Origin of the sequence: Rhizobium rhizogenes NBRC 13257, from assembly GCF_000696095.1 — a bacterium.
Taxonomy (GTDB): domain Bacteria; phylum Pseudomonadota; class Alphaproteobacteria; order Rhizobiales; family Rhizobiaceae; genus Rhizobium; species Rhizobium rhizogenes.
Genome location: NZ_BAYX01000001.1, coordinates 655,438 through 670,140 on the forward strand (window position 1 = coordinate 655,438; position 14,703 = coordinate 670,140).

Sequence of the window (14,703 nt, forward strand, 5' to 3'; positions counted from 1 at the left end):
GATATGATCTACACCATCACCCTTCAGAACTGTGCCTTCTTTGCCCGCCATGGCGTGCATGATGAAGAGGAGTTCCTCGGCCAGCGCTTCTTCGTCGATGCCGAACTTGATGTCGATGGCGGCGATGCGCTGGATCGGGATTCGATCGGCGATACCGTCAATTACGGCATCGCCTTCAGCGTCATCGAGGAAATCGTCACCGGCCGCCGCCGCTATCTGATCGAGGCGCTGGCGCTCGACGTCGCCAAGGAACTGTGTCGGCGGTTTCCGAACATCCGTCGGGCGAAGATCACCGTGCGCAAGCCGAATGCGCCGGTTCCGGGCGTTCTTGATTATGTGCAGGTGAGCGTTGAACACTTTGCCTGAAGCTGGTTTTTCGCGCGCCACTCTCGGCCTCGGCGGCAACCTCGACAATCCCGTGCGGGCCATGGCGCTTGCCTTGCGGACGCTGGACGCGCGCGATGATTGCCGTGTTGCCGCGGTGTCGCGGGTCTATCGTACGCCGCCATGGGGTAAGACCGATCAATCCTTCTTCTATAATTCCTGCGCCGCTATCGATACGACGTTGCCGCCGGAAGCACTGCTCGATGTCTGCCTGAATATCGAGCGCGAGATGAAGCGGGTGCGCCTGGAGCGCTGGGGGCCGCGCACGATCGACATCGATGTTCTGACCTATGGCGATATCGAGCAGGTCGAACCACTGCTGACGATCCCGCATCCGCGCATGACAGAACGGGGCTTTGTGCTGATGCCGCTTGCGGATTTTGCCGCCGACCTCTTGGTCAAGGGACGAGCGGTGAAGGATTGGCTGGGCGCAGTGGACGTGCAGGGGATCGAGATCGCCGATGAAAACCGCGACTGGTGGCGTTCGGTCTGAACTGGGAAACAAAAAGCCGGCATATCAATGCCGGCTTTTTCATGAATAACGATAGGCCAGTATCTTACTGGATCGAGCCCACGGCCATCTGGTCAACATCGGCGCGCTGTAGCGTGACGCCGATCACCGGCACCATCTGTTCGCCGACCTTGACCGAGATCGTGACGTTCATCGACTTGTTGTCGGTAACGCGGGCGATCATGGCACCGTTCAGCTTCTGGCGGTTGAGGCCGAGGACAACCGTACCGTCGCTGACCGTGCCTGATGTGATGTCGAGGCCCTTGCCTGCCGCCCCGTCCAGGAACTTGCCATTATAGCTGCCGCCATTCTGGGTGATTTCGGCCGACATCGGCTGCTGGAAGACGCCGACGCGGCAGGTGCCGTCGAGCTTGACGCCGGTCGTGCCGCTGTCGAGCGCCTGACCTGTCAGATTGCAAGTGAACTTCGTGCCCTTGTATTTGCCGGCGACGATTTCGCCCGGGCCGCGCCAGGAGCCGGCGACGGACTGGAAGAAGGCCTTATCACGGGATCCAGCATCGGCTGAATGTACCCAGGCACCTAAGGAAAGGGCCGCGGCGGCAAAGCCGCTAACAAGAAGAAACTGGCGCGAAAACATGGACATTCCCTAACGAAGAGGAACCTGAAACTGATGTCCACTTTTGCCTTAGAATGGTTAATGCTTGGTTTCTTATGCAGGAGAAAGCCGCTTTTGCGGGCATCTACGACATTCAGCGGCCGGTGATATTCGGGGCGAGATCACCGACGAAATCACCGATCCCGGGCCGCTTCAATGCCTTGAAGGACAGGGGTCGGCAGAGATCCATGGCGGCGATGCCGATGCGTGCTGTCATCATGCCGTTGACGACGCCTTCGCCCAGTCGAGCCGAGAGTTTCGAGGCCAGGCCATGGCCGATCAACTGCTGTACGATGCTGTCGCCAACGGCGATGGAGCCGGTTACGGCGAGGTGGGCGAGCACATCTCGCATCAGCTTGAGCATGCCGAGCCCGCCGGGCCTGCCGCCATAAAGCTCCGCCATGGCGCGGACCAATTTGGCTGATTCGTAGAGGACGTAGAGAATATCCACTAGCGCGCGTGGGCTGACGGCGGTGACGACGGAGACGCGTTTTGACGCGCCGAGAATGAGCACGCGGGCGCTGCGGTCGAGCGGGCCGAGCAGTTCGCGTTCGGCAAGGTCGATGAGGTGCGGCGCGTCGATGATATCGTCTTCGGCGGCTTTCAACGTGGCGCGACCCTTTGCCGTTGCCGGATTGGCTTCGAGGAGAGTGCAGAGACGCTGGACCAGCGCTTTCGCGCGCGCCGGGCGCGTCTCGACAACGGCGGCGTCTGCTTCCGCCTTGATGGTCTGCACCGCCGCTAGCCGCATCATGCCGGCCGTTTCACGCACGACGATGGCAAGGACCGCAAGGATGCCGATGGCGAGCACAGTCAATGCCGTATAGCCCAGCCAGTCGGCGCGGCTGAACAGATTGCGAATCAATTCATCGGTCCACAGGCCAAAGGCGAGCGACACGAGAATGCCGAAGGCGCTGAGGGCGACCTTGCCGAAGGAGAATCTGCGGCGGCGCGGTGCGGCAATGGCGGCTTCTGCATCCGATGCTGTCAGGGCGGGATTGAGGAAAGGGTCTTCCTCATCCGGCGTTAGAACGATCTCAGTGTCGAAGCTCTGCGGCTTGCGGCGCGGCGTCTCTGCTGTCGTTTTGGTGTGGGCACCTTCCCTTGACGCCTCCTGCTCCAGCGAAAAGGCAGCGGGACGGCGGGAAATACCCTTTGGATCGTCTTCTGTCGGCTTCGTCATGCGAGGCGGTCTCCGAACAGGAACTGCATGGCGCGGTCGAGGCGGATATGCGGCACGGAGAGTTTGATGCCGCCGCCGGTCTCGTCCAGTTCTGGTGGACGGAAGCGGACCACGTTCACCTCGGGCAGATGGACATTTGTCGCGCCGGGGTCAAGCGCATCGAACAGCCATTGCGGATTTTCCGGCAGGTCGCCGGGAAAGACCGCCGTCTTGCGATTGCCGTCGAAACGCTCGTCGCCGATCGTTTCTCCATCCATGGGCGTCCCGACGATGACTGGCAGGGTATGGCCGTCGCGTTTCACCGTCGCTTCGCGCGTGGCGCGAACGGAGGCGATCGCCATGACGTCGATGCCGGCGCCGGCCATGCCGATGCGGTCGATGGCCCGTTCCACCAGGCGGCGCGTGAGGGCTTCCAGCCGGTCATGGCTTTCGTGATGGAGGTGATCTGCCTTGGTCGCGGCGACCAGCACACGGTCGATGCGGCGGCCGAGCAGGGACGATAGCAAGGAATTGGTGCCGGGACGGAAACAGGCAAGCACATCGGTTAATGCGCGCTCCAGATCCTGCACTGCTTCCGGACCGCGGTTGATCGCCTGCAACGCGTCGACAAGCACGATCTGCCGGTCCAGCCGGGCGAAATGTTCGCGGAAGAAGGGTTTGACCACGACGGATTTATAGGCCTCGTAGCGTCGCTCCATCATTGCCCAGAGCGAGCCCTTCTGCGCGATCGTTTCACTCGCCGGTATCAACGGAGCGAAAGTGAGCGCCGGCGAGCCGTCGAGATCGCCGGGAAGCAGGAAGCGGCCGGGCGGCAAGGTCGATAGCGAGCGCTCGTCGGATTTGCAGGCCTTGAGATAGTCGGCAAAGGCGGTGGCGAGGTCGCGCGCCGTCATTTCATCCGCTGGTGCGGCAATCTCGGTCGCTTGCGTCAGCGCCAGCCATTTTTGAGAGAGTTCGGCGCGCACGCCAGTCTGCGCCAGCGCCAGCGTTTCCTCGCTGAAGGTGCGGTAATCCTTGGCGAGCAGCGGCAGATCGAGCAGCCATTCGCCGGGATAATCGACGATATCGATGGAAAGGCGTCCGGGCGAGAACAGCCGGTTCCAGCCGCTGGCGCTCTGATAATCCAGCGTGATGCGCAATTCCGAGATCGCCCGCGTCGAATCCGGCCAGATACGCTCCTTCACCAGCGCGCGGATGTGATCCTCATACTGGAAGCGCGGCACGGCGTCGTCCGGCTGCGGTTCCAGGCGAACGGCAGAGACGCGGCCGGATTGCACCGGCTCGAACAGCGGCAGTCGTCCGCCGTTCAGGAGATTGTGTACGAGAGAGGAGATGAAGACGGTCTTGCCCGAGCGCGACAGGCCGGTGACGCCAAGACGAATGGTCGGATTGACGAGGCCGGTTGTGCGGTCGACGAGGTTGTCGAAGGCGATCCGGGCGTCGTCCGTGAAGGAGGTCAGGCTTGGCGGCAAGGCGGGATCCCTGAATGACAGCGTGGTCGTCAATATAGGAAGCAATGCAAGCGCCGAAAAGATGAGCGGGCTTTATAGATCAAAACTCGCTAAATCATCGCCTGGCCTGATATTTTCCAACTGGTCCTATTCGCTGATGAATTCCGTGAGGATCCAGCCGGAGGATGTGGCGTCGATTACGGCGAGACCGGCGGTCGGAAAGCCGCCGGGCAGGGCGGTGACCAGCGCATCATGGCCGATCAGGGCTTCGAGCGTCTGCTCGATGACCGGGTTGTGGCCGACCAGCATCACGGAGTCCTCGGTCGTCTGCGAGGAGATGATTTCCAGATAGACGTCCAGCGTCGCATTATAGAGCGCGTCGACGAAACGCAATTCGGGAGGCGGGGTCATGGCGCGGCGGACCGCGTCGGCGGTCTGGCGGCAGCGCAGCGCCGTCGAGGAAATGACGAGATCCGGCTTGTAGTCCTTGTCGGCGGCCTTGTCGGCAACGATCTCGGCCGCTGCATAGCCGTTATCGCTCAGCGGTCGGTCGAAATCCCGCTGGCCGGGGGCGGCGTGCTGAGCCTGGGCATGACGCAACAGGTAAATCCTGGAGGGCGGCGGTGAGATGCTGGTCATGGCGAAATTCCCATGCTGGATTTATCCCTTGACGTATCGTTTCATCCCATGCGCCGTCAACTGCGTAACTATTGGTGATACGGGGACTTAGCGACCCCTCACGCGAAGGTTACGGCAACAGCACAATTTCGATATTGCAAGAATATGATGAAAAAATAGACTGTTAGCCGAATTTTATGACAAAATTAAAAATCAGTTTACAGCGTCTATTTGGCTTGAACCGATACTATCGGTTGGGATATACACCCCGCCATATGAGATGTTCTTCAGGAGAATCGCGTTGAGTGAGAAGATCGATCTTAGCGAGTATGTGCCCTCGGAAAACGAGGAGTTCATGAATTCGCGTCAGCGGGCCTACTTTCGAGCAAAGTTAGTAGCCTGGAAGAATGATATCCTAAGAGAAGCGCGCGAAACGCTCGAGCATTTGGCCGAAGAAAGCGCAAACCACCCAGATCTGGCCGACAGGGCTTCTTCGGAAACCGACAGAGCCATCGAACTCCGGGCTCGGGACCGTCAGCGCAAGCTGATCTCGAAAATCGATGCAGCTATGCAACGCATCGATGAAGGCACCTACGGTTACTGTGAGGAAACCGGTGAGCCGATCGGCCTGAAGCGCCTGGATGCTCGTCCGATCGCTACCCTGTCGATCGAAGCACAGGAACGCCACGAGCGCCGCGAAAAAGTTTATAAAGACGAATAGTCACCGTCCGGCTAAAATCGGACTGCAAAAAATAAAGGCACGACGGAAATCCCCGTCGTGCCTTTTTGCGTTCAGCTGGGCATTGATTGGAATTCTCAGTTCTCGGATACTTGTGACGAGAGCGCCGAGATGGGAAGCAAAGTAATTGTTCCATCTTTGACGACGATCACTTCACCGTCCGATATCGCCCGGAACGGCATTGCGCTTTGCTCGAAAAAGCGGACGGCGTTCTCTGCCGTTTCCCGCTCGGAATGATCTGATCGGTAGTGCGGGACAATCGAGAAATCCACAATCCCCAGTCCTTCCCAGACGATCTCGGGATCATAGTCGGCGGCAAGCTGTTCGGGATCATCCATGAGATCGATCCCCTTTAGCGTCGGTGCCATCACGACGGCTCCGGCGCTGAACCCGCCATAGACAATTGCGTCGTCACGCAGCAGCCGGGCGATGACGTGATCAAAGCCGCTTTGCTTCATGGCGCGCCTCAGTAGGAAAGAATTTCCGCCAAGAACCCATACGAGATCGAATTTGTCCAAGGTCGTTTCGAGGCCATCAGGATCTCCGAAATAGTGCTTCAGATCGAGAGATTCCGCCGCGATGCCCAAGTTCGAAAACTCTCCTTTCGGATCGTAGACGGTGGCCTGGTATTTTCTGCGCGCTTCGTCGGGAATGTAGTCAAGCGCATTCTCAATGATCGCTGCCCGTCGCCCGCCTTGCAGCAACTCCAACACGCGGTCTTTATGGCTGCCCAGCCGGTAGGATGACAGATATAGTCTCATGATTGTCGTGTTCCCGCCGATAGATCCGACGTATCATGCCCGGAATCTATTTATCGCGGTTGACGCTCATTTCGCCGAAAATGCGCGCGACTTCTTTCTGAAGTGCTGCGTCAGAGCCGGTGATCGGCGCGAGTTCCGGGTCGCGGCGTTGAGCGGGGGCGGCTGCCGGTTGCTGTTGTATTTGCTGCTGCGGCTGCACGTTCGGAATGATCCGCTCGGCGGTGAGATTGTTTGCCATTTCCGCTTCCAGCACGCGCTGGAAATCGCTGCCGGGTTCACGCGCCTGTGGCGCCGCAACTGCCGGGGCGGGGCGGGGCGGCTCCTGCGGCAGGACGACGTGACGCGCCGCGTCCAGTATCTCGGCTGCCTCCGTCTCGCTCAGCACGGCCGCTGTGGATTGTTGTACGCGCGGCGGCTGGGCCGTAACAGGCTGTGGGCGCTCGATTGCCGGCTCGACGACAACGGCCGGTTCGGCCTTCAGATAGGCTTCGATCTTGGCTTCCGCAGGCTCGGGCGGCTGGCGGTCAAGGCGCGGGAGTTCTGGTGCCGGCTCCAGCCGTCGTTCAGCAAGGGTTGGCAGTTCGATCGGGATCGGCGTCTGTGCCGCGGCCTTGCTTGGGTCGGAAATGCCGGATTCGATGACGATATCGGTCGGGCCGCCGATCATGATGAGGTGTTCGATGCCATCACGCCGGACCAGCACGAGGCGACGGCGGGCATCGACGGCGGCGGCGTCCAGAACCTGCAGGCGCGGCTGGCGGTTCTTTCCGCCCCGCACGAAGGGCGACGGCGCTCGGCTGCGCAGGATCCAAAGGATGCCGATCAGCAGGAGAAGGGCAATGCCCACCCCACCGGCTGCAAGAAGGAAGCGGCTGCCATAGGCCCCGGCGATTTCGTCCCACATGTCGAGATACTCCGTAATTAACCCCGATGTCGCGGCCTTGCCGTGGTATACGACTGGCCGCGCGCCTTCCTCTTTGTCCTGATATGAGGCAATCATATGGACAGGTCCACCTTCGAGGCAAGATAAGATCGTTCGCTGTTCAGCGCTCTTCCTTGTGAATACAAGCCTTTCTGCCTCCGCAAAGCTTTTTGCTGAGGCGGCAAATTGCTAAAGATGATTCGGAAAGGTCCGATTCCGGCGATCCGTCAAGTGCACGACGCGACAAGGAGGAGGACGGAGACGAGGGGTCCATGACGAAGCAGCGTCCGTCCGACGAGTATAGCGTACCGCTGGTGGACCGCGGGGTTCGTTCGGGCACTGTGCTGCGCATCATTCTGCTGGCGCTGGTGCTGGTGGCCGCTGCGGCGGCTTTCGTGGTCTTCAAGGACGAGCTCGACAATGAGGCCGTGCTTGGCGGGCTCGGTATTCTTGCCATGGTCGGCATTTTCTTTCTCGTGTCGTCCATCATCGGCTTCGTCGAGGTGATGCCGCAGACCCAGTCCGACAGCCTGGCGCGCTCCTTCCTGAACAGCCATCCGGACGGCACGCTGATCACGGACGAAAAGGGCCGCATCGTCTACGCCAATGCCGCCTACGGTCGATTGACAGGTGCTGCCAAGGCCACCGAAGTGCAATCGCTGGAAACGCTGCTGTCGCGCAATCGCGAATCCAACGAGGCGCTCTATCGCCTGGCCAATAGCCTGCGTGACGGCAAGGAAGGATCCGAGGAGTTCCGGCTGCTGAAGCCGCTCGGTCTTGCGGAAGGCAATGGCAACGGCGCGCATTGGTATCGCCTGAAGGCGCGCGTTCTGCCGCCGGAGCAGGGACGCGGCAAGGCGCTGCATATCTGGCAGATCACCGACATTACCTCGGAACGCGATGATCAGGAGCGCTTCTTCAAAGAGCTGCAGAACGCTATCGATTATCTCGATCATGCGCCGGCGGGTTTCTTCTCGGCCGGGCGCAAGGGCGAGATATTCTATTTGAACGCGACGCTTGCCGAATGGCTGGGCTTCGATCTCACCAAATTCACGCCGGGCTCGATGAGCGTCGGCGATCTCGTCGCGGGCGAGGGCCTGACGCTGATCCAGTCCGTGCAGGCCGAGCCGGGCTTGAAGAAGACGGTGACGCTCGATCTCGATCTGCGCCGCGCCAACGGCCAGAGTCTGCCGGTGCAGATCGTCCACAGCGTTACCTCGATGCGCGACGGTGCGCCGGGCGAAAGCCGGACCATCGTTCTGACGCGCCAGAATGGCGGCGACAACGACCAGTCGGCTTCTGTCGCGGCGATGCGTTTCAGCCGCTTCTTCAACAATACGCCGATGGCGATCGCCTCGGTCGACGGTTCTGGGCGTATCCTGCGTACGAATGCGCCGTTCCTGAAGCTCTTCTCCGATCTCGTGTCGCGCGACGATATCGAGCGCGGTGCTGCGCTTGAAACGATCGTCAACGAAAGCGACCGGCCCCGGCTCGAAGATGCGCTGGCCGCCGCCAAGGACCGGCAGGGCGATATCCCGCCGATCGATTCCCGCAATCCGAAGGACGACACGCGGCATTTCCGCTTCTATATCAACGCCGTCATCGATCAGACCGATGAGGCGCCGGAAGAGGCAGCCATCGTCTATGCCGTCGAAGTGACCGAGCAGAAGGCTCTGGAAACGCAGATGGCGCAAACGCAGAAGATGAATGCGGTCGGCACGCTTGCCGGCGGCATCGCGCATGATTTCAACAACGTGTTGACCGCGATCCTGCTGTCGTCCGACCATCTGCTGCTGCAGGCCCGTCCGGCCGATGCCAGCTTCGCCGATCTGATGGAAATCAAGCGCAATGCCAATCGCGCCGCCGTCCTGGTGCGGCAGTTGCTCGCCTTCTCGCGCAAGCAGACGATGCGGCCGACGATCCTCAACCTGACCGACGTGATCGGCGATCTGCGCATGCTGGTGGAGCGGTTGCTATCGGGCACGCATGTCAAGCTCGATGTCGACTATGGCCGCGATCTCTGGCCTGTGAAGACCGATCTGTCGCAGTTCGAACAGGTGCTGATTAATCTTTGCGTCAACGCCCGCGACGCTATGCCGGGTGGCGGCACGCTGACACTGCGCACCCGCAATCTGCCGGTCATGGATGTCGCTGCTTTCAATTATGCCTATCTGCCGCATGAGGAGATGGTGCTGGTCGAGGTCAACGACACCGGCACCGGTATTGCCCCCGAAATCATGGACAAGATCTTCGAGCCTTTCTTCACGACGAAGGAAGTGGGCAAGGGCACAGGTCTCGGCCTTGCCATGGTCTATGGCATCATCAAGCAGTCCGGCGGCTATATCCATCCGGAATCGGAAGTCGGCAAAGGCACGACATTCCGTATCTTCCTGCCGCGCCACATCGTCGAAATGCCGGCCCTGACGGAAGGCCAGTCGCCCGAGAGCCGCGATATCTCGGCGATGGACCAGAGCGTCGCTGCCGTCGTCCCGCCAGAAGAACCGGCGGATCTCACCGGCAAGTCGGCTGTCGTACTCCTCGTCGAGGACGAAGAGGCGGTCCGTCGTGGCGGCAAGCGCATGCTCGAGACACGCGGCTACACGGTCTACGAGGCCGGCTCCGGCGTCGAGGCGCTCGAGATCATGGAAGAACTTGACGGCCAGGTGGATGTCGTCGTGTCCGACGTCGTCATGCCGGAAATGGATGGGCCGACGCTGCTTGGAGAGCTGCGCAAGAAATACCCGGATATGAAGTTCATCTTTGTCTCCGGCTATGCGGAGGACGCCTTCGCCCGCAACCTGCCCGCCGACGCCAAATTCGGCTTCCTGCCGAAGCCGTTCTCGCTGAAGCAGCTTGCGGTGGTTGTCCGAGAGACGCTGGATCACTAATAAAGAGGTTGCCGTAAAATTCTGTTTTTGCAGGATTTCTCTTCTTGGAGATAAGAGCATGCAGGCGGTCGGCGTCCTGATGATGACGCGGGAATCTCGTCATATCTCGATATTCCCATTGCCAATTTTATCCGATCCATGGCATCTAGCGGGCATGAACGACCTCGCAAATTCCAATCTGCGGATGTGGTGGCGCTCCTTGTAGGAGCGGCAGTCGTCATTTCTTGAAATCGACCCTTGCCGCCGTGATCCGGCAGGTATGGTCGTTTTTCCAAGTTTCTCCCCGATCGCGGCGGCTCCTTTACGGAGCATCAAAATGTCCCCACCAATTGACAGTCGTCCCGTCATCCTGACTGGTGATCGACCCACCGGCCCACTGCATCTCGGCCACTATGCTGGTTCTCTGCGAAACCGCGTGGCCCTTCAACACAGCCATCGGCAATACCTGCTTCTCGCAGACACGCAGGCCCTAACCGATAATGCCGATGATCCGGACAGGGTTCGTCGCAACGTCCTGGAAGTCGCCTTTGATTATCTCGCCGTGGGAATCGATCCGGCCGAGACCACGATTTGCTTGCAGTCTGCCTTGCCGGCGCTCGCCGAGTTGACGCTTCTCTATCTGAATTTCGTGACTGTCGGGCGGCTTGAACGCAATCCGACAATCAAGACGGAAATCCAGCTTCGTGGCTTCGAGCGTGATATCCCGGCAGGATTCCTTTGCTATCCGGTCTCCCAGGCGGCCGACATTACAGCCTTCAAGGCGACGATCGTTCCCGTCGGCGAAGATCAGGCGCCGTTGATCGAGCAGACCAATGAGATCGTGCGTCGCCTCAACCGACAGGTCGGACGTGAGATTCTTTTCGAAGCCGAGGCGATGATCCCGGCGGTGGGTCGTCTACCGGGTGTCGATGGCAAGGCGAAGATGAGCAAATCGCAGGGTAACGCTATCCCGCTTTCTGCCTCACCGGACGATATTCGCGAGGCGGTGTTGCGGATGTACACTGATCCGGATCATCTGCGCGCAGCCGATCCGGGCAAGGTCGAAGGCAACGTCGTCTTCACCTATCTCGATGCGTTCGCCGAGGATCGCGATTTGGTCGAGGGGTTGAAGGCGCGCTATCGAAAGGGCGGTCTTGGTGACATGACGGTGAAGCGGCATCTTGAGGATGTGCTGCAAGCGCTGCTTGCTCCGATCCGCGAGAGGCGTGCCCGTTATGCCGGCGATCCGGCTTATGTCCTGGATTTGCTACGGCAGGGAACGCTGAAGGCAAGGGAGCGGACCGAGGCGACGGTCGCTGAACTGCGCGCCGCTCTCGGTCTGTTCATATTGACCTGATGAGCGGCGCTGTTCCTCGTGCCGTTTTTTTTATTCCGCCAGAGCAACCGCGATTTCGGCGGCGAGGCGTGCATTGTTCTCGACCAGCGCGATATTGGTCTTCAGGCTGCGGCCGTCGGTGAGATCGAAGATGGTGCTGAGCAGGTAGGGAGTGACCGCCTTGCCGACGATTTCGTCGCGTTCGGCGCTGTCGAGCGCGCGCTCGATGTAGATCTCCATTTCCTCGCGCGGGATCTCGGCTGCTTCCGGCACCGGATTGGCGATCAGCATGCCGCCGTCGATGCCGAGCTGTTCGCGGGTTGCCTGGAAATTGGCGATCGCCGCTGGGCTGTTCAACGTCAGCGGGCTCGGCAGGCCGGAGGCGCGCGACCAGAAGGCCGGGAATTCGGCGCTGTCGTAGGTGACGACCGGGACGCCACGGGTTTCCAGAACTTCCAGCGTCTTCGGAATGTCGAGGATTGCCTTGGCGCCGGCGCAGACGACGATGACGCCGGTGCGGGCGAGTTCTTCCAGGTCGGCTGAGATATCGAAGCTTTCCTCAGCACCGCGATGTACGCCGCCGATACCGCCGGTGGCGAAAACCTTGATGCCAGCGCGGGCGGCGGCGATCATTGTCGCGGCAACCGTTGTTGCGCCCGTGCGGCGTTCGGCAATGGCGAAGGCGAGGTCGGCGCGCGATACCTTCATCGCGCCCTCGGTCTTGGCGAGCGCTTCGAGCTCTTCCGGCTCCAGGCCGATATGCAGGACGCCATGAATGACGGCGATAGTCGCCGGCACGGCGCCTTCCTGGCGGATGATAGCCTCGACGCTCTGTGCCATCTCGATATTGCCGGGATAGGGCATGCCATGGGTGATGATGGTCGATTCCAAAGCCACGAGCGGCGCGCCACGCATCTTGGCGGCGGCAACTTCCTTCGAATATGAGATCGGCAGTAGGGGGGAAATGGGCTTGGTCATGGTCTAGTCCAATCGGCTGAAACAGGAAATGCGAAATCAATGCGCTTCATGACAGAATTACGGCTTGTGGAACAAGAGCCAACATCGCCTTCAGAAGCGCGGGCGACAAATTTTCCGCCGTGGCGAAAGGGGATTGCACAGTGATTGCGGCCGCAGCGGTCCCGTGGCGCACGGCCTCGGGAAGATTGTGGCCGGCAAGCAAAGCGGAAAGAATGCCGGCGGCAAGCGAATCTCCGGCGCCGGTAACATCGGCGACATTGTCGACGACGGGCGGTTGCAGGCTGACGGTGGTGTCGCCGGAGAAGGCGATCAATTCGCGCTTGCCACGGGTAATCACACCGCTTTTGAGGCCGAGTGCGCGCAGTTCGGCAACCCAATCGCGCGGATCGTCCGGGCGGCTTTCCGTCAGCGCCGCGGCTTCCGCCTCGTTGAGGAAAAGATGGTCGATGCCGGCAAGGCAGGGCTTCAGGCGCACGACCTTGGCCGGCGAGATCGCGATCGCGGCCAATGGCTTGCCGAGGGTGGCTGCGCGGGTGGCAATCGAGCTCAGCGTGTCGGCCGGCAGGTTGGCGTCGCAGAGGATTAGGTCGGTGGCTTCGAAAGCGTCGCGGATGGCGCGGATCGCCAGCCGGCGCGGCACGAACAGCTTGTAGAGTTCCATGTCGGCGAGCGCGATTACTAGATTGCCGTCGCGCTCGAGGATCGCCGTGTAGCTCGGCGTCTTGCGGTCAAGGAAGACGAAGGGCTTGTCGTCGACACCGGCATGGTTCGCGGCTTCCGCCACCATTTCGCCTGAGGGATCGCCGCCGCGTGGCGAGATCAGCCGTACATTGAAGCCGAGGCGGGCGAGATTGCGCGCCGCGTTGAAGCCGCCGCCGCCCGGTTCCTCGAACCAGGCGCCGGGGTTGCTGGCACCGGGCGCCGTATCGCCGAAAATGCGGCCGCGCCGATCAATATGAGCGCCGCCCAAAACGAGAATCTTCTTCGCCATATCGATCTCCTCAGCGGCCAAAAAGGCGAATCGAAGCGGTTGATAACATGCCGGAAATGGTCGGCGTGGGCACGTAAGTGCTTGGGATGAAAGAAGAAAACAAATGTAGAACGGAATTCATTTTACCTTTTTCTTTCAATCGCTTGTTGTGGCCTTGCGAAATGAGAACAAATAGAGTACACAATTCTCATCAGCGGCGACATTGCTTGAGCGGCTTCAATAACCTAAAGGTGGATCGAATGTCTCAGAATTCTTTGCGGCTTGTAGAGGACAAATCGGTGGATAAAAGCAAGGCACTTGAAGCGGCACTCTCTCAAATTGAGCGGTCGTTCGGCAAGGGCTCGATCATGAAGCTCGGCTCTAACGAGAACGTGGTCGAAATCGAAACAGTTTCCACCGGCTCCCTGAGCCTCGATATCGCGCTCGGCATTGGCGGCTTGCCGAAGGGACGCATTGTCGAGATCTACGGGCCGGAAAGCTCCGGTAAGACGACACTGGCACTGCAGACGATTGCTGAGGCACAGAAGAAGGGTGGCATCTGCGCCTTTGTTGATGCCGAACACGCGCTCGACCCGGTCTATGCCCGCAAGCTCGGCGTCGACCTGCAGAACCTTTTGATTTCGCAGCCTGACACCGGCGAACAGGCGCTTGAAATCACCGACACGCTGGTGCGCTCCGGCGCCATCGACGTTCTCGTCGTCGACTCCGTTGCCGCGCTGACGCCGCGCGCCGAAATCGAAGGCGAGATGGGCGACAGCCTGCCGGGTCTGCAGGCCCGCCTGATGAGCCAGGCGCTGCGCAAGCTCACCGCTTCGATCTCGAAGTCCAATACCATGGTGATCTTCATCAACCAGATCCGCATGAAGATCGGCGTTATGTTCGGTTCGCCGGAAACGACGACCGGCGGTAATGCGCTGAAATTCTACGCCTCGGTCCGCCTCGACATCCGCCGCATCGGCGCCGTCAAGGAGCGCGAAGAGGTGGTCGGCAACCAGACCCGCGTCAAGGTCGTCAAGAACAAGATGGCGCCTCCCTTCAAGCAGGTGGAATTCGACATCATGTATGGCGAAGGCGTTTCCAAGACCGGCGAACTGGTTGATCTCGGCGTCAAGGCCGGCATCGTCGAAAAGTCCGGTGCCTGGTTCTCCTATAACAGCCAGCGCCTCGGCCAGGGCCGCGAAAATGCGAAGCTCTTCCTGCGCGACAATCCGGATCTCGCCCGCGAGATCGAACTGTCGCTGCGCCAGAATGCCGGCCTGATCGCCGACCGCTTCCTGCAGAATGGCGGGCCTGATGCCGATGACGGTGAAGCTGCCGCGGAATAGCGGTTTCCGGAGCCGTTCCAG

14 protein-coding genes are annotated in these 14,703 nt (G+C 60.5%); 6 read left to right on the forward strand and 8 right to left on the reverse strand.

What is annotated here, in order from left to right:
- Positions 1–3: 3 nt before the first annotated feature.
- Together folB and folK are read left to right on the forward strand one after the other, a co-directional pair.
- Complete coding sequence (gene folB / locus RRH01S_RS03145) at positions 4–366, forward strand: dihydroneopterin aldolase (RefSeq protein ID WP_007696397.1); 363 nt, start codon at positions 4–6, stop codon at positions 364–366.
- Positions 359–877 carry a 2-amino-4-hydroxy-6-hydroxymethyldihydropteridine diphosphokinase gene (folK, locus tag RRH01S_RS03150; RefSeq protein ID WP_012651604.1) on the forward strand — a complete coding sequence of 173 codons (519 nt, stop codon included), beginning with the start codon at positions 359–361 and terminating at the stop codon, positions 875–877. The genes folB and folK overlap by 8 nt, the downstream gene beginning before the upstream one ends.
- Before the next feature lie 64 nt (positions 878–941).
- Here folK and RRH01S_RS03155 read toward each other — a convergent pair whose 3' ends face one another.
- The 4 genes from RRH01S_RS03155 to RRH01S_RS03170 all read right to left on the reverse strand — a co-directional run bounded on the left by RRH01S_RS03155 (position 942) and on the right by RRH01S_RS03170 (position 4,784).
- Complete coding sequence (locus RRH01S_RS03155) at positions 942–1,493, reverse strand: hypothetical protein (RefSeq protein WP_012651603.1); 552 nt, start codon at positions 1,491–1,493, stop codon at positions 942–944.
- A 112-nt stretch (positions 1,494–1,605) separates the two neighbouring features.
- On the reverse strand, positions 1,606–2,694 hold the full coding sequence (locus tag RRH01S_RS03160) for a YcjF family protein (RefSeq protein ID WP_012651602.1): 1,089 nt from the start codon (positions 2,692–2,694) through the stop codon (positions 1,606–1,608).
- Positions 2,691–4,166 carry a YcjX family GTP-binding protein gene (locus tag RRH01S_RS03165; protein WP_012651601.1) on the reverse strand — a complete coding sequence of 492 codons (1,476 nt, stop codon included), beginning with the start codon at positions 4,164–4,166 and terminating at the stop codon, positions 2,691–2,693. The genes RRH01S_RS03160 and RRH01S_RS03165 overlap by 4 nt, the downstream gene beginning before the upstream one ends.
- Positions 4,167–4,292: 126 nt before the next feature.
- Positions 4,293–4,784, reverse strand: a complete 492-nt coding sequence (locus RRH01S_RS03170; RefSeq protein WP_012651600.1) for a SixA phosphatase family protein — start codon at positions 4,782–4,784, stop codon at positions 4,293–4,295.
- 280 nt (positions 4,785–5,064) lie between these two features.
- Between RRH01S_RS03170 and dksA the strand changes: the two genes are divergently transcribed.
- Complete coding sequence (gene dksA, locus RRH01S_RS03175) at positions 5,065–5,484, forward strand: RNA polymerase-binding protein DksA (RefSeq protein WP_007696378.1); 420 nt, start codon at positions 5,065–5,067, stop codon at positions 5,482–5,484.
- Positions 5,485–5,579: 95 nt separating this feature from the next.
- Here dksA and RRH01S_RS03180 read toward each other — a convergent pair whose 3' ends face one another.
- Complete coding sequence (locus tag RRH01S_RS03180) at positions 5,580–6,263, reverse strand: Type 1 glutamine amidotransferase-like domain-containing protein (RefSeq protein ID WP_012651598.1); 684 nt, start codon at positions 6,261–6,263, stop codon at positions 5,580–5,582.
- A 46-nt stretch (positions 6,264–6,309) separates the two neighbouring features.
- Positions 6,310–7,167 (reverse strand): flagellar biosynthetic protein FliO, encoded by an 858-nt coding sequence (locus RRH01S_RS03185; protein WP_034518097.1) that lies wholly within the window; start codon positions 7,165–7,167, stop codon positions 6,310–6,312.
- A gap of 290 nt (positions 7,168–7,457) precedes the next feature.
- On the opposite strand from RRH01S_RS03185, the gene cckA reads away from it, so the two are divergent.
- Together cckA and trpS are read left to right on the forward strand one after the other, a co-directional pair.
- A complete protein-coding gene (cckA, locus tag RRH01S_RS03190) occupies positions 7,458–10,073 on the forward strand; it encodes a cell cycle histidine kinase CckA (protein WP_042469917.1) in 2,616 nt (871 codons plus the stop codon).
- Positions 10,074–10,389: 316 nt separating this feature from the next.
- Positions 10,390–11,409, forward strand: a complete 1,020-nt coding sequence (gene trpS / locus RRH01S_RS03195; protein ID WP_012651595.1) for a tryptophan--tRNA ligase — start codon at positions 10,390–10,392, stop codon at positions 11,407–11,409.
- A 30-nt stretch (positions 11,410–11,439) separates the two neighbouring features.
- On the opposite strand, the gene RRH01S_RS03200 is transcribed toward trpS, so the two are convergent.
- Positions 11,440–12,366 (reverse strand): pseudouridine-5'-phosphate glycosidase, encoded by a 927-nt coding sequence (locus tag RRH01S_RS03200; RefSeq protein WP_007696370.1) that lies wholly within the window; start codon positions 12,364–12,366, stop codon positions 11,440–11,442.
- A gap of 46 nt (positions 12,367–12,412) precedes the next feature.
- Positions 12,413–13,357 (reverse strand): carbohydrate kinase family protein, encoded by a 945-nt coding sequence (locus RRH01S_RS03205; protein ID WP_012651594.1) that lies wholly within the window; start codon positions 13,355–13,357, stop codon positions 12,413–12,415.
- Between the two features lie 239 nt (positions 13,358–13,596).
- Here RRH01S_RS03205 and recA point away from each other — a divergent pair, with 239 nt between their 5' ends.
- Positions 13,597–14,682, forward strand: a complete 1,086-nt coding sequence (gene recA, locus RRH01S_RS03210) for a recombinase RecA (RefSeq protein ID WP_012651593.1) — start codon at positions 13,597–13,599, stop codon at positions 14,680–14,682.
- Positions 14,683–14,703 lie beyond the last annotated feature (21 nt).

Coding starts and splice junctions, on each gene's coding strand:
- folB (WP_007696397.1), top strand. CDS start 4: ATGATCTACACCATCACCCTTCAGAACTGTGCCTTCTTTGCCCGCCAT.
- RRH01S_RS03155 (WP_012651603.1), bottom strand. CDS start 1,493: ATGTTTTCGCGCCAGTTTCTTCTTGTTAGCGGCTTTGCCGCCGCGGCC.
- RRH01S_RS03160 (WP_012651602.1), bottom strand. CDS start 2,694: ATGACGAAGCCGACAGAAGACGATCCAAAGGGTATTTCCCGCCGTCCC.
- RRH01S_RS03170 (WP_012651600.1), bottom strand. CDS start 4,784: ATGACCAGCATCTCACCGCCGCCCTCCAGGATTTACCTGTTGCGTCAT.
- RRH01S_RS03180 (WP_012651598.1), bottom strand. CDS start 6,263: ATGAGACTATATCTGTCATCCTACCGGCTGGGCAGCCATAAAGACCGC.
- RRH01S_RS03185 (WP_034518097.1), bottom strand. CDS start 7,167: ATGTGGGACGAAATCGCCGGGGCCTATGGCAGCCGCTTCCTTCTTGCA.
- cckA (WP_042469917.1), top strand. CDS start 7,458: ATGACGAAGCAGCGTCCGTCCGACGAGTATAGCGTACCGCTGGTGGAC.
- trpS (WP_012651595.1), top strand. CDS start 10,390: ATGTCCCCACCAATTGACAGTCGTCCCGTCATCCTGACTGGTGATCGA.
- RRH01S_RS03200 (WP_007696370.1), bottom strand. CDS start 12,366: ATGACCAAGCCCATTTCCCCCCTACTGCCGATCTCATATTCGAAGGAA.
- RRH01S_RS03205 (WP_012651594.1), bottom strand. CDS start 13,357: ATGGCGAAGAAGATTCTCGTTTTGGGCGGCGCTCATATTGATCGGCGC.
- recA (WP_012651593.1), top strand. CDS start 13,597: ATGTCTCAGAATTCTTTGCGGCTTGTAGAGGACAAATCGGTGGATAAA.